Annotated in this window: 10 protein-coding genes and 4 pseudogenes; 3 read left to right on the forward strand and 11 right to left on the reverse strand. The window is 36.6% G+C overall.

All coding sequences use genetic code 11. The features are described 5' to 3' along the window. Positions 1–127: 127 nt before the first annotated feature. The 8 genes and pseudogenes from CBG25_RS01515 to apt form a co-directional block, all read right to left on the reverse strand. The gene (locus tag CBG25_RS01515) at positions 128–316 is read right to left on the reverse strand and encodes a hypothetical protein (protein WP_290604026.1); all 189 of its coding nucleotides are present in this window, start codon (positions 314–316) and stop codon (positions 128–130) included. A 489-nt stretch (positions 317–805) separates the two neighbouring features. After that, positions 806–1,774, reverse strand: coding sequence for a ferrochelatase (gene hemH / locus CBG25_RS01520; protein ID WP_290604027.1), 969 nt, complete (start codon positions 1,772–1,774; stop codon positions 806–808). Positions 1,775–1,910: 136 nt separating this feature from the next. Continuing rightward, a complete protein-coding gene (adk, locus tag CBG25_RS01525; protein WP_290604028.1) occupies positions 1,911–2,555 on the reverse strand; it encodes an adenylate kinase in 645 nt (214 codons plus the stop codon). Positions 2,556–2,741: 186 nt separating this feature from the next. Next, complete coding sequence (htpG, locus tag CBG25_RS01530; protein WP_290604029.1) at positions 2,742–4,616, reverse strand: molecular chaperone HtpG; 1,875 nt, start codon at positions 4,614–4,616, stop codon at positions 2,742–2,744. A 191-nt stretch (positions 4,617–4,807) separates the two neighbouring features. Next, positions 4,808–5,413 (reverse strand): recombination mediator RecR, encoded by a 606-nt coding sequence (gene recR, locus CBG25_RS01535; protein WP_290604040.1) that lies wholly within the window; start codon positions 5,411–5,413, stop codon positions 4,808–4,810. Beyond that, positions 5,413–5,742: a YbaB/EbfC family nucleoid-associated protein gene (locus CBG25_RS01540; protein ID WP_290604030.1), complete on the reverse strand. Its 330-nt coding sequence runs from the start codon at positions 5,740–5,742 to the stop codon at positions 5,413–5,415. The genes recR and CBG25_RS01540 overlap by 1 nt, the downstream gene beginning before the upstream one ends. A gap of 75 nt (positions 5,743–5,817) precedes the next feature. After that, positions 5,818–7,798: pseudogene (gene dnaX / locus CBG25_RS21215) on the reverse strand (DNA polymerase III subunit gamma/tau). Between the two features lie 84 nt (positions 7,799–7,882). Continuing rightward, positions 7,883–8,434 (reverse strand): adenine phosphoribosyltransferase, encoded by a 552-nt coding sequence (apt, locus tag CBG25_RS01555; protein WP_290604042.1) that lies wholly within the window; start codon positions 8,432–8,434, stop codon positions 7,883–7,885. 339 nt (positions 8,435–8,773) lie between these two features. Here apt and CBG25_RS01560 point away from each other — a divergent pair, with 339 nt between their 5' ends. Both CBG25_RS01560 and CBG25_RS01565 read left to right on the forward strand, forming a co-directional pair. Further along, positions 8,774–9,322: a primosomal replication protein gene (locus tag CBG25_RS01560; protein WP_290604034.1), complete on the forward strand. Its 549-nt coding sequence runs from the start codon at positions 8,774–8,776 to the stop codon at positions 9,320–9,322. 22 nt (positions 9,323–9,344) lie between these two features. Then, on the forward strand, positions 9,345–9,518 hold the full coding sequence (locus CBG25_RS01565; protein ID WP_290604036.1) for a DUF2496 domain-containing protein: 174 nt from the start codon (positions 9,345–9,347) through the stop codon (positions 9,516–9,518). A gap of 17 nt (positions 9,519–9,535) precedes the next feature. Here CBG25_RS01565 and mscK read toward each other — a convergent pair whose 3' ends face one another. The 3 genes and pseudogenes from mscK to acrR all read right to left on the reverse strand — a co-directional run bounded on the left by mscK (position 9,536) and on the right by acrR (position 14,086). After that, the gene (mscK, locus tag CBG25_RS01570) at positions 9,536–12,904 is read right to left on the reverse strand and encodes a mechanosensitive channel MscK (protein WP_290604038.1); all 3,369 of its coding nucleotides are present in this window, start codon (positions 12,902–12,904) and stop codon (positions 9,536–9,538) included. Positions 12,905–13,053: 149 nt separating this feature from the next. Further along, positions 13,054–13,418: pseudogene (locus tag CBG25_RS01575) on the reverse strand (DsrE family protein). Between the two features lie 31 nt (positions 13,419–13,449). Beyond that, positions 13,450–14,086 (reverse strand): annotated as a pseudogene (gene acrR / locus CBG25_RS01580) (multidrug efflux transporter transcriptional repressor AcrR). Positions 14,087–14,222: 136 nt separating this feature from the next. Between acrR and CBG25_RS01585 the strand changes: the two are divergent. Next, positions 14,223–14,927: pseudogene (locus CBG25_RS01585) on the forward strand (efflux RND transporter periplasmic adaptor subunit); the annotation flags it as partial. Between the last annotated feature and the right edge of the window lie 153 nt (positions 14,928–15,080).

Genomic DNA, 15,080 nt, shown 5'->3' on the forward strand with positions numbered 1-15,080 from the left:
ACTTGTCGATCGTCTGTTGGTGATACTGGTTTGCAAAGAGGTCATTCTTAATGGCGCTGCGTTTCTTCATGGTGGTTAGCTCAGTAGACCAGCTTCCGATAACTTTATCAGCAAAATCAAACTCGGCTTAGGTTTTTCGAGGTGCCCAAAAAGCGGCTGCGGACAATACGGCAACAAAAATCGCAATCAACAATTTAGATTGATAAAGAATAGAAAAAAGTTCAAATAAATCAATTTCATCATCTTGTTTCGTATCGGCAGAATAAAAAGAGGGGTCGAGTTCTGTCGTTGCATCTAATAATGGTCTATTTGTCATAGTTTATAGCTTATAACAGTTATGTTGTTAATAAATAATTATAAATATTCATCTACTTTTATCTTACACAGGCTTGAATAACTAAATAATCAAATAATTATCATCGAACTAGAAAAGTTTAGTCATTATATTCTATATTGCCAACCTTAATGAAACAAATAACTCATATTTATCAATAATATTTTTATTTTTGTAATCACTATATTTCAACTAATTAGCATACTAAAATAATCAAATAAAATTTAACCAAATACTAATTATTCTTAAATATAAAAGTAAATAATAAAAAACTGCTTAAAACAGACTAAATGTCATAAAAATTATTTAATATTTTATACAATAAATAATTAATATTACTGACTTAAATATAGATTTTTATAAGCATTAATTAAAATTAATTATTTAAAACAATTAGTTATAGCGACAAATTTAAAGATGTAATAGCATTACAATCATTAAAATAACTTTTAGTTTTAGCTAGATTTCCATTTAAATAATGGCTAAATCTGTGACTAATTCAGCCATTAACATAATATGACTCTCAGAAGCATTAAGCGCAGGTATATAATGATATTTTTCGCCACCAGCAGCATAAAATAATTTCTTATTCTGCTCAGCAATCTCCTCTAGAGTTTCCAAACAGTCCACCGAAAAACCTGGGCACAACAGCTGAACATGTTTTATTCCATGCTTTGCCAACCTTTTTAAGGTAATGTCTGTATAAGGTGTAAGCCAAGGCTCACGGCCAAAGCGTGACTGATAAGTCATGATGATTTTATCAGCAGGGAAATTAATTAATTCACTGAGTAAACGGGTTGTCAGTTGGCATTCCTGCGGATAAATATCACCTGTTTCTGCGTACCGTTTAGGAATACCATGATAAGAAAGCAATAATCTCTCTGGTTTACCATAGCGTTCAAAACTTAACTCCACCGACCTTTTTAATGCATCAATATAAGAAGGGTGATCAGCATAACTACGAATAAAGTTAAGTCCAGGTATCGTTCGATATTTTTTTAACGCTCGGCTAATCGCATCAAAGACTGCCGCTGTGGTTGAACAAGAATATTGTGGATAAAGCGGTAACACAATAATATTTTCAACCTGCTGAATTAATAGTTTATCAATTGCTTCGGCAATAGCAGGCGAACCATAACTCATACCTAATTCGACAGGAATATCGGGCAGTTGTTTTGCCAGCGCAGCCTGCTGTTGCAAACTATAATTTAGCAATGGGGAACCGGCTTCGGTCCAAATTGACCGATATAATTTAGCTACTCTTGGCGATCGTATCGGTAAAATAACCAAATGTAATAGCGGCTTCCAAATTATCCTCGAAATATCAATAACTCTTACATCACTAAGAAATTCTGCCAAAAAACGTTTCACTGCTGTAGGCGTTGGTGCATCAGGCGTCCCTAAATTAACTAATAAAACACCATACTTCTTAATGCTCATGCCACTTGGCTCCATTTTATTTATCGCTAATTATTTATAACTTTATCATAACTTATTAAATATTTTTATTTCCACTAATTAGCCATAAATAAAAAAATAGGCACCCAAATTGGATGCCTATTTTATCAACTAACAACTAACCTAAAATGTTAGCCAGCTCTTCACTGACTTCAGTAACCTTACGGGTACCATCCAATTTAAAGTACTTAGTATGACCAGCAGCTGCTTCTTGACGATAATAAGCAATTAAAGGCTCAGTTAACTGATGATATTCCACTAATCGCTTGCGGACCGTTTCTTCTTGATCATCTTTGCGAATACTTAATTCTTCACCGGTAATATCATCTCTGTTTCCTATTTTCGGTGGGTTAAATTTAATATGATAAACACGCGCCGAAGGCGTATGAACTCGACGACCAACAATGCGTTCAACAATAATTTCATCTGGTACATCAAACTCCAACACATAATCCACCGCAATACCCGCATTTTTCATTGCGTCTGCTTGTGGGATAGTGCGAGGAAATCCATCTAGTAAGAAACCGTTTCGGCAATCATCCTGGGCTATACGCTGTTTAACTAAAGCAATAACTAATTCATCAGTAACAAGCTTACCATTATCCATTAATTCTTTCGCTTGTAGACCCAACTCTGAACCCGCCTTTACGGCAGCACGTAGCATATCACCGGTAGAAATTTGTGGAATACCATACTTTTCCATGATGAATTGTGCCTGAGTCCCCTTACCTGCGCCTGGCGCGCCGAGCAAAATAATACGCATTGCGTAAACCCCTTGCTATTTCATTTTTATAACTTGAAAGAAAAGTTACCTTATCATTAGGCATACCTATAACTCAAGAAAACAGATAACCATTGAATAATCAAATTATTTTCGTTAAAAAAACAAACCACGTCTTAAAATAACTAAAACGTGGTTTTATGAACAACTTGGTTAATTAAATAAATTTTAGCCCAAAAGTAACTTATTCATACGGCGAATAAATTGATTAGGATCTTCTAGGCTACCTTGTTCAACAAACAACGCCTGATCTAATAATACCTCTATCCGCTCAGAAAATAAGCCATCATCAGTTAGCTCTGTCGCTTTTTTAACTAATGGATGTTCAGGATTAAGTTCAAAATTATATTTTACTTCCGGCGCTGATTGACCCACCGCAGCAAAAAGTTTTGCCATCTGAGTACTCATATCATTCGCATCGGTCGTCACGATTGCCGGCGTGTCTGTTAAACGGTGGGTTAACTTCACTTCCTTCACCCGTTCGCCTAATAATTTTTTTACCCGCTCAACGAAAGGCTCCAGTTTTTTATCTGTCTCTTCTTGCTCTTTCTTATCTTCATCAGCCAGTTTTTCTAGTGACTCATCTGTCTTACTAACAGATTGAAAGGATTTGCCTTCAAACTCTGGCAAATAGTTCATCATCCACTCATCAATCCGATCAGATAATAATAAAACTTCAATCCCTTTTTTACGGAATAGTTCTAAATGCGGGCTATTTTTCGCAGCGGCATAACTATCTGCAGTAATGTAATAGATCTTTTCCTGTCCTTCAATCATACGGCTAACATAATCTTCTAAAGAAACATTCTGTAAATTACTCTCATTATGCGTTGATGCAAAACGTAATAATTTAGTAATCGCTTCTTTATTAATTGTATCTTCCGCAGGCCCTTCTTTCAACACTAGTCCAAATTCCTGCCAGAATTGTTGATACTGTTCAGGTTCACTTTTGGCTAATTTTTCCAACATTTGTAATGCACGTTTGGTTAATGCACTGCGCAAACTACGGGTGATATCACTATCTTGCAAAATTTCGCGCGAAACGTTTAATGGTAAGTCATTGGAGTCAACTAACCCACGGACAAAACGTAAGTAATTTGGCATAAATTGCTCTGCTTCATCCATAATAAAAACACGATGAACATAAAGCTTTAAACCATGTTTATTATCACGATTCCATAAATCAAAAGGCGCTTTAGTCGGTATATAAAGTAGGCTGGTATATTCTTGTTTACCCTCTACCCGATTATGACTCCATATTAAAGGATCTGCATAATCATGGGAAACATGCTTATAAAACTCTTTATATTCTTCAGCTGTAATATCGTTTTTGTTACGTGTCCATAGCGCCTGGGCTTTATTAATTTTTTCCCAAATAACAGTATCATCTTCTTCGTTCTTAGCTTCAATTTCCACTGGCAGGGCAATATGATCTGAATATTTGCTGATCACTGAACGTAAACGCCAGTTATCTAAGAATTCCGTTTGGTCTTCACGTAAATGTAAGGTAATTTCAGTCCCACGCTCTGCTTTTTCAATATCAGCAACGGTATATTCACCCTCACCCTGAGATTGCCAGAAAACCCCTTTATCGGCGGCTACGCCCGCTGCCCGAGTACGCACTGTCACTTTATCTGCAACAATAAAAGCTGAATAGAAACCAACACCAAACTGACCGATTAATGGGCTATCTTTCGCTTGTTCGTTGCCTAAAGACTGTAAAAAAGCCTTGGTACCAGATTTAGCAATCGTCCCTAAATTATCAATAACCTCTTCGCGCGTCATGCCAATGCCGTTATCACTAATTGTTAAGGTTTTTTTGTCTTTATCAATAGCAATTCTAACTCTTAAATCACCGTCATTTTCATAAAGATCAGATTGTGATAGTGCTTTAAAACGTAATTTATCCGCTGCATCAGATGCGTTTGAAATCAGCTCGCGTAGAAAGATTTCTTTATTGGAATAAAGAGAATGGATCATCAATTGCAATAACTGTTTTACTTCTGATTGAAATCCAAGAGTTTCTTGTCCTTTCATACTCATTAAATAGCCTCAATTTTAGAATAATTTTATTGGTTGAATGGTTATGAAACTCAGATGGGGATATAACTTGAAAATTTCAAGTTCACGGTCGTGAAAAGTGTGCTTGATAGCCGATATGATTAACTTTTTCACAAAAAATAAGCAGAGTCTTTAACCTCTGCATATGTTTATTTTATATTACGCTTATACTATCAATAATTAATTTTCTGACGGCCAATAATTGAATGTGATAGCGTGGTTCCGTCAACCATTTCAAGCTCACCGCCAACAGGAATGCCATGAGCAATACGACTGGCCATTACCCCATATTGAGCACATATGCCAGCTATATAATTAGCGGTTGCTTCCCCTTCAATTGTTGGATTGGTCGCCAGGATCACTTCTGATACCGTCTCAGTCGCGAGTTTGTCGGCTAAGCTTTCCAGACCGATATCTTTAGGTCCAATACCATCTAATGGCGACAAATGCCCCATTAAAACAAAATAACGCCCAGCAAATTGCCCTGTTTGTTCAATTGCATAAATATCAGCCGGACTTTCAACTACACATATTTGGCCAGTTTGTTGACGCCTCGGATTAGTACAAATAGAACAGTGATCTTTTTCAGTAAATGTTCGACAACCCTGACAATGGCCAATTTCCGACATTGCACGTGTCAATGCCTGAGCCAATTGCATGCCACCACTACGATTGCGTTGCAGAAGATGGAAAGCCATACGTTGCGCTGATTTTGGTCCTACACCAGGTAAGCAGCGTAGCACTTCCATTAAAGATTCAAGAAGCGGGCTCGTTTGCATCAAAATGGCATCTTAAAGCCTGGAGGTAATTGCATGCCATTAGAAACATTGGCCATTTTTTCTTTTTGGGCTTCTTCTATACGACGCGCAGCATCATTAAATGCGGCAGCAATAAGATCCTCTAACATATCTTTGTCATCTGCCATTAAACTAGGATCAATTTCAATCCGACGACAATTATGCGCGCCATTAATGGTTACTTTAACAAGACCTGCAGCCGATTCGCCGGTAACCTCCATGTTAGCAATCTCTTCTTGAACTTTTTGCATCTTTTCTTGCATTTGCTGAGCCTGTTTCATCAGGTTACCCAGCCCACCTTTACCAAACATAATATTCTCTCTTTCTGATCTGTTACAAAAATAGATTTTAACATTGCAACATTATACTTAAAGGTATGCATTCGGCTACACCGGCCGAATACTTTCTTCATCTAACTGCGCATCAAACAGCGTGCGCAAAGTCTGAATCGTTTTATCCACTATAATAGATTGACGGGCCTGTGCTAGCTTCTCTTCATAAATTACCTGCCGCCATTCCAAAGGTGTCTTGACGGCTGAATTATCATCTTCAATGATAACCAGTTTTATCGGCTTACCATATAACTCACTCAAGGCTTTTGTTAATGTTTTATGCGCCGGTTCAGTATTCAAATGCCGTTGCGTTGAGCGTAAATGTAAACAAATTTCCGTTTCACTTAATGCTTCCTTATAAGCATTTAACGCAAGTTGTTCTATCAATTTTGGCATTTTTAACTGACAAATTTCTGCCGACCAGTGGTCACGTTCTCGAGCTTCAAGCGCGATTTTATTGGCAAGTTCCGGCGTCCTTTCATATTCCAATGCTTGTTTAATATTGCCAGGCGTGGTTACTCGCTCTACTTTTTGTTCAGAAACATTTTGCGGGCGCCATTGATAAGATTTACTCTTTTGATTTTTTTCATTTTTATTAGCTGTTTTGGGCTGATTTAAAACAGAGAGCTGATGCTGTGCCGAAACGGTAGCTAACCTTTCTAGCACCGACATCGCTAGTGGCGTTTTTGTCTTTGGTGATGCTATTTCAGACTTTTTTAACGGCGTTTTCTCTTGCGCTTTATTTAGCGATGCTTTTGCTTGCAATAATTGCAATGTAGGCGTACTAATTAATTTTTCATCCAATGAGCTTGTGGCTTTATTGATGATTTTTTTTTTTATCTTTTAAGTTAACAGAAATATCGACATGATTATCAATATCATTGGCTATAGTGGTTGTTTCAGAGAGAGTTGGTGATGACACCAATGGAATTTCAATATCATTAACAGACTTAGGATGAAATGCTAATGCACGTAACAATGTCATCTCAACTCCCATTCGTCTTTCTGGCGCATAGGGAAGCTCTTTACGTCCGACTAACAAGGTTTGATAATAGAGCTGTAAATCCGTTGGCGTAATCAAGCGCGCAAGTAAACGTAGACGCTCGTCTATAGGAGATGCGGTATCTTGCATCTCCACAGGTAAAAGTTGGATCATCGCAATACGATGAATTAATGATAACATTTCAATCAATACGCTTTCCCAGTCACCGCCTCGCAAAGCAATATCTTCTACTAAAGCCATCATTTTTGGACCATCAGCATGCACAATCGCTTCAATGATCGCTAGCGGCTGTTCATCATCTAATATGCCTAACATTTGGCTAACTGAATCTGCCAATACTTGCCCTTGCCCCATAGCAATAGCTTGATCGGTTAAACTTAATGCATCACGTAAACTACCTTCGGCAGCTCTAGCGATTAATTGGCGGGCACGTTTATCACTCGATATTTGCTCAGCCGCTAAAATACGTTCAAGTTGACTGCTTATTTGGTCAATATCAAGTGATCTTAAATGAAATTGAAGGCAACGTGATAAAACCGTTATCGGTAATTTCTGTGGATCTGTCGTTGCTAATAGAAATTTCACATGTTCTGGTGGTTCTTCCAGTGTCTTAAGTAAAGCATTAAAGCTATGACGAGATAGCATATGAACTTCGTCGATTAAGTACACTTTAAATCGACCGCGTGCCGGTGCATACTGGACATTATCTAGTAGCTCGCGGGTATCCTCAACTTTAGTGCGCGAAGCGGCATCAATTTCAATCAAATCAACAAATCGCCCATCCGCTATCTCTTGGCAGTTAGCACATTTACCACAAGGGTTTTGGCTTATCCCTACCTCACAGTTAAGCCCTTTCGCAAACAGCCGCGCAATGGTCGTTTTTCCAACTCCACGTGTACCAGAAAATAAGTAGGCATGATGGAGCCGCTGCTGTTGCAAACCATTTGCCAGCGCGGTCAAAACATGTTGTTGCCCAACAACATCGGTAAATGTTTGTGGGCGCCATTTACGGGCAAGTACCTGGTAGCTCATGATTACTATTAGACTTTAAGTATATAGATTCGCCAACCTATCGCTGTTCGCTAGTCAGCACCTTTTGCTAGAAAATTTTGCGCATTAACTTCCTGGGAATTCAACCAAATTAAAACAATTGACCCCTTGCTTTTTTAAACGTTCGATACCACCTAAGTCAGGCAAACAGATAATAAATGCCGCTTCATTAACTTTACCACCAAGCTGCCGGATCAAGCGTACTGTCGCTTCAATCGTTCCACCTGTAGCAAGTAAATCATCAACAACTAAAACATTGTCTTTGGCTGAAATACTATCTTTATGGATCTCTAGTGCATCGGTACCATATTCTAGCTCATATTTTTGTCGTAATGTGGCGCGCGGCAATTTTCCTTCTTTACGTACTGGTACAAATCCTACACCTAAACGCAAAGCAAGCGGCGCCCCAAATAAAAATCCTCTCGCTTCAGTGCCAACAATTTTAGTAATATCTTTATTTTTATAATGCTCAACGAGTAGATCAATTGTGGCCTGATAAGCGTCCGGATTATCCAATAAGGTTGTAATATCACGAAACAATACGCCTGGTATCGGATAATCAGGAATTGTTTCAATACTATCTTTTATAAATTGTATTTTTTTTTCATTAACCATCATAATTATCATCATAGATAAAATAATCAAACGCCACAATCTATGAAAACTACTACACGAGTTTCGCACCAATAAAAAAACGCTCTATTTTTAAGTTTAATTCAGCATGATATATAAATAGTCAAAACCTTATAAATCAAATACAACTTATTGTAATTTAAGAAAATTTATGTTTTTTAGTAACTTGCAGATTAATCATTGCTTTTAAGCCATTTTTAGAATTTTATATGCCTGTGCGAAACTCGTGTACTATAAAAATGCAATAACTAGCTTACCAATATGCGCGTTTTTACTGTAAGAAGTCAAATCGCAATTACATATTTTATTATTATGGCTTAATATATGAAAACACAAAAGTTGCTAAATGCGCTTGAAGAGCAAATTGAAGCATTGGCAGAAAAAATAAAACCAATTGCACACTGTTCTTTTATAACATTACGTTTTGATCAAAAATTATTTCATCGAAAAAGCCATCAATTAAGCGAATGTTTATTTGAAATCAAGCAACATTTTAATCAATTAAAACATGCAGTTATTACGTCTCGTTCAGAACAAGTTACTTTTTTGACAGAAAAAATTATTGCCCAAATTGGTGCTATAACGCGAGAATCTGCAACCCAAACTTTAAGGGAACAAGAAAGCCAACATAGCCAAAAAGAAAAAACCATAGATCTTTACGAGCGTTTAGTTCAACACCAAGATTATGAACGTCGCCTAACCGCTATGATAAATGATCGAGAGCAACAATTAGATAAACAACAGTCATACGTTGCTTGCCAGAAGCTGCAACAAGAAATAGCTGCATTAACTGGAAGATTAGTCAGATGCCGTCAGGCTCTTTCAGGCATAGAAAGGGCAATTGAACGCTATGAAAATCAAAGTATTGAATAAAAAATAATATAGGTGATATTTAATGAATTTAGAGAATGCTCCAATAGAAATCCAAGTTGCCATTGATTTAATTTATATTCTAGAAATTAATCAAATAGAACCCACTACCGCATTGAAAGCACTTAATATTGTAAAAAAAGATTATGAGAATAAAGAAGCCATTTTATTACTTGCCAATGCAACTAAAAAGAGTTGATAAAAATAATTCAATGATTATTCCGCAACATTATCTCGATTATTTTTATCCTGCTGTTTCGATCGCTTTTCACCACCTAGCGTACGCTCAACTTCTTGCACAGAATCACCTTTGCTATTATGAAGGTGAACTTCTAACTGATTAAAAGCAATATTGATATTTTGTTCTCGACATAAGCGATCAATCAGTCGATTAACTTCGTCCAAGGTTGTGCTTCTATCCGCTATCTGGCGAACATAAAAACGTAATTCATGATTAAGAGTGCTGTCGCCAAAATCAGTAAAAAATACCAATGGCGCAGGATCTGACATGACCTTATTATTACTTTGTGCTGCCTGTAATAAAATCGCCTTCACTTTATCAAGATCGGAACCATAAGCAACGCCTAACTTGATAATAATACGGGTAATAGTATCTGTTAACGACCAATTTATTAAACGTTCAGTCACAAATGCTTTGTTGGGAATAATGACTTCTTTGCGATCAAAATCAGTTATGGTAGTTGCCCGAATACGAATTTTACTCACTGTGCCTGAAAAATTACCAATCGTAACGGTATCACCAATTCTGACCGGCCGTTCAAACAGAATAATAATACCGGAAACAAAGTTGGCAAAAATTTCTTGTAGACCAAAACCTAAACCAAATGTTAATGCTGCCGCTAGCCACTGTAGCTTATTCCAGGTAACACCTAACATTGCTAATACAATAATTGTACCAATACCGATGATAATATAGGTCAGCATCGTGGTGATCGCATAGCTTGATCCCTGCCGCAGCTTAAGTCGGGACAATACTAGAACCTCTAACAAACCTGGTAGATTTCGCGTCATCACTAAAGCGACAATAAAAATAATAATCGCCAAAATTAAATCAGCGAGGGTAACGGCTTGTAAAGTATGACCAGCCTCATTTTGTACATTTGTATGCCAAAGTTTAATACCATCTAAAAACGAGAAAATAGTAATGAAATCTGACCAAATCCAATAAAAAGCGACGATAAAGATCAAAAACAGTACCATACTGGTTAAACGTAGAGATTGTTGACTAATCAATTCAATTGACATTGATGGTTCGGTGATCGGTTCATTTTCTTGTTCTTCTCGCGTCATATTATGACGACGCTCTAACGCCCTTTTATAAGCAAGCTTGCGCGCTGCAATCGATAATCCACGAATACAACTATGGTAAATAATATACCAAAGGAATAATAAATAGAGACTATCAATCCAACGACTTGAAAGCCGAAGAGTAGTGTAATAATAACCGACCATCATTAAACCAATTAGTACTAATGGAGAAAAAGCCAATATGGTAATAACAATAGTACGAGTTAAATGCCCACCTTTTAGTTGCCAAATCCTACGGCAAAACGGTAAAGTAAATAGAAAAACTAAAAACAGGAATATTAGAACAATTAATTGTCCAATGACCTCATCCGCCAACCGCAAAGGATACATGACGCCATAACTTGACCAATAAATCAACACAATCAACGGCAGCATCAAATTTATCAAATGTTGACGTAACCAGGTATTCTCTTTTTTAGCAATTAAAAAATGATTTTCTGCAATACCATCAGGTTTAAGAATATTAATACACCAACTAAATAAAACCCAAAATAAAGCTAATTGCAGCGCAAAACTCCAAACAAAATCACCATGAGGATTACCTGTTTTTAAAAACCAGTAACCGACAACGAGTACAATAAAAGCACCAGGAAACGTCATCATTAGGGTTAAAATTAACGCTACAGGGGTATGTAATTGGCTATCTTTTTTGAATACTCTAACTTCCTCATTAATTTCTTTTAAACGCTGTTTAAACTTGCGATTCATCCAAAAAAAGAACAGACAAGCCAACAAAAGAGGAATCGTGACAACAGAAGAGTTAATTAACCCTTTGACAGTTCTAACTAATGGTAATTTAAAATTAAAAGTGGTAATTTCTGCTTTCGCCGCATCAGGAAAAGAAGTTAGCCATGTCAGATCAATCGGTTTATTACTATTTACCCAAAAAATTTGCTGAGCTAATGTCTGTTCTAAAGAATCAATGACACCCAGTAATTGTTGTTGATCTAACTGTAAATTAATCGCCTGAGAAATCTGATTACCCAGTTGAATATTTAACTGATCTAAAAGGTCACGGCGTACATCAATCAGTGACTCCAAAGCCCGCCAGACTTCCTTCGAAAGAGGTATGGTCTTAGTTTTATCTACCATTGAATCATTTATTGTATCGGCCAACTTATTAATATAATTAGAAGACTGATATAACTGATCACGCTCTTGGTTAATATCAAACTGTTCCAGCCGTAAATCGGCAATTAAGGTGGGCAGATTTTTTGTCAGTATATTCGGTGGCAAATTAATCTGTTTTTGAAAAAGGATGCGTGAAAGTAATAGGCTTCCTCGTAAAACAGTAATTTGCTCTTTTAAATTACTCTCTACTTGTATAGCTCTTTCTAGCCAAGATTTAATCCTTATTCCTTTTTGTACTAATTGGTTACTATCTTGGGTTACTGAGATCAAACGTTCACTCAGTGCTTTATTAATCGCTTTTTCATGTTTAATTACCGGATATTCTTCCACTTCCTGACTATTTATCGTTGAGCGTTGCGCTTCTTTAGCGGTTTCCTCAGAATAATTTAAGCGTTTATTATTAATAGCAGCCTGAATATATTGTATATCACTTTGAATTAACTCAAGATAAGTTGCTGTATAATCACGCTGCTTCTGTAGCACATCCTGTAATTGAGTATTAGCTTGTAATGCGTGTTGTTGAAATTTATTCTGCTGCTGCAGGTATAATTGTTCTACTTGTAATAATACTTGCAAAGAAGGCCGAATATCTTCATTAGAAGAGAAATCATTATTTAGTTGGTAACGAATATCTTGTAGCCGCCGAGCATTTCCTAGCATAATATTCATTGCTCGCTCTGGCTGGGTTTGTAATGCAACCAAGTTGTTATTAATATTGGCCAGATTTTCTTGCTGGTTTTGTAATATTTCTAATTTATTTTTTAACTGGCTCTCAAGTTGCGATAACGATAAATGCTGATATTCAGCTTTGGTCTGCTCACTTTGTTGTTGCTCACGTTTAATTTTTGCTAAATTATCAAGTGCATATCGCGCTTCTCTTGGCGCTTGTATCACTCTTTTTTGCATTAATTCAGCTTGTTTTTCTAATCCAGCTAATTCATCATAAAATTGGATGGCTTTTTTATAGTCAGATAAAGCTAGCGTTTCATACGCAGTTAAATTACTACGATTACTTAAGGCATTTAATTGGTTTTGAATAGTTTGCCTTGAGGTTATATTGGTTAAGGTGGCACTCTCAATTAACGTAGCATTAAAAAGAAAGAATAAACCACAAGATAAGGACAAGAAAGAAACTAACCACTGGCAACATGTTCTGCTTTGCAACCTTCGACTAAATGAAAACATAGTAGTATCCACTAAGTTAGATTAAAAATAAGAAAACAGTTAAAAATCTCTCCTTAGGATTTCTTTCCTTGCCTCAAATATTATTATATCTAAAAAGTTAAAACTTTATTGGCTACTAATGTCCACTGAGCTAACTCTACCAAAGTGCCGATGCTGACCCCCCTTTAATTAACGGTAATTCACTGATACCTCGTGCATCAGTACAAGTCTTACATAATTTTATTTCCACTTGCTGCGCAAGCAAAATTTCTAACATCTGTTTTAAATTATAACCATCAATTGGCTTTTGATTATCAAGACCTGCAACAACCGCATCAGACATTAAAAAAATTTTCATTTCAGTTGTCGCTGCCTGTTCCTTAACTGCAATCGCCAAACGTAGCGCATTAAAAAGATTTTCATCACCATAAGCGGCACCATTAGCAATAATCAAAAATAGTTTTTTTTCTGGCATCGAATTCTCCGTAATTATGTAATAAAACATTTCAATTGTTTCTTATTGATGGACTATATTTGATCATATCAATCATTGTATCCACATAACGAATCGCATTTTCTTTGATACTAAAACTATCTGGTACACATAACCAATTTTCAAACAGGCCAGTAATCGCTGCACGTATCATAATTGCTGCGCACTGGGCATCGATATTGACAGGCAACTGTTTTTTTTTCCACACAGGCACTTAACAGAGTTATTAATCGTTGATGGTTAATCATATAAATTTCACGCCGTAATTCAGCAAACTGTGCCATTTCACCTATCAATTCACATTTATGAAAAAAAATCTCAGTTAGCTCCCTGTTTTTAGTATCGTCAAAAAAAGTAAATAAAATATAATGTAATAATTTTCTCAATACAAAAAGTGGATCATTAGGGTATTTTAACTGATACTTTTTCTGAGTTTCAGCTATTTGTTCATCAGTAAATTTACAAGCTTCAGAGAAAAGATCGACTTTATTTTTAAAATGCCAATAAATGGCACCACGAGTTACACCTGCAACCTCTGCTATATTAGACAATGAGGTATATGAAACTCCATACTTAGAAAATGTTCTAATTGCTGCATCAATTATTTCTTGGCGAGTTATTTTCGCTTGTTGCTTAGTTTTTCGTGCCATTTTAACTTACTTTCTTCTTATTGAAGTAAATTTACATACATTCATGTATGTTTGTGCAATAAAATAGGAGACTTATAACATAATAATTCACTAGGTTTCAGATTTGAAATTGATATTTGAATATTGAGGTTTATTTATGCAAAAAAACAGAGGGGTCTTACCTCTGGTAATATTACTACTCTCAAGCTGTTTGATCTTGACAGCATGTGGCGATAATTCCCAGCAAGGTAATATTGCACCTCCAACACCTGAAGTTGGTGTCGTAACATTGGAAGTAAAGCCATTGACAGTTACAACTGAACTGCCTGGCCGTACTAACGCTTTTCGTATTGCCGAGGTAAGACCTCAAGTAGAGGGTATTGTATTAAAAAGAAATTATAAAGAAGGTAGTGATGTTGAAGCTGGGGCTTCTTTATATCAAATAGATCCTGCAACCTATAAAGCAAATTATGACAGCGCAAAAGCTAATTTAGCAAAAGCAAAAGCCAATGCAGAAATTACTCGCTTAACTGTAAGCCGTTATAAGCCTCTATTAGGAACAAATTACATCAGTAAAGAAGAGTATGATACTGCAAACGCTAATTATGCTCAGGCGTTAGCTTCTCTTAAGGCTGCTGAGGCGGCAGTTGAAACCGCACGTATCAATCTTGATTATACCAAAGTAGCTGCGCCTATTTCAGGTCGTTCCGGTAAATCCAGCGTCACAGAAGGTGCATTAGTCACGACCGGGCAAACTACTGCGCTAACAACCATTCAACAGTTAGACCCTATCTATGTTGATGTTACCCAATCCAGTGACGATTATCTGCGTTTAAAAAATGAGATTGCAAGCGGCAGTTTATCTAAAGGGCACCTCGAAAAACCTAAGCCGAGTTTGATTTTGCTGATAAAGTTATCGGAAGCTGGTCTACTGAGCTAACCACCATGAAGAAACGCAGCGCCATTAAGAATGACCTCTTTGCAAACCAGTATCACCAACAGACGATCGACAAGT

It is taken from the genome of Arsenophonus sp. ENCA (assembly GCF_002287155.1).
Classification (GTDB): Bacteria; Pseudomonadota; Gammaproteobacteria; order Enterobacterales; family Enterobacteriaceae; genus Arsenophonus; species Arsenophonus nilaparvatae.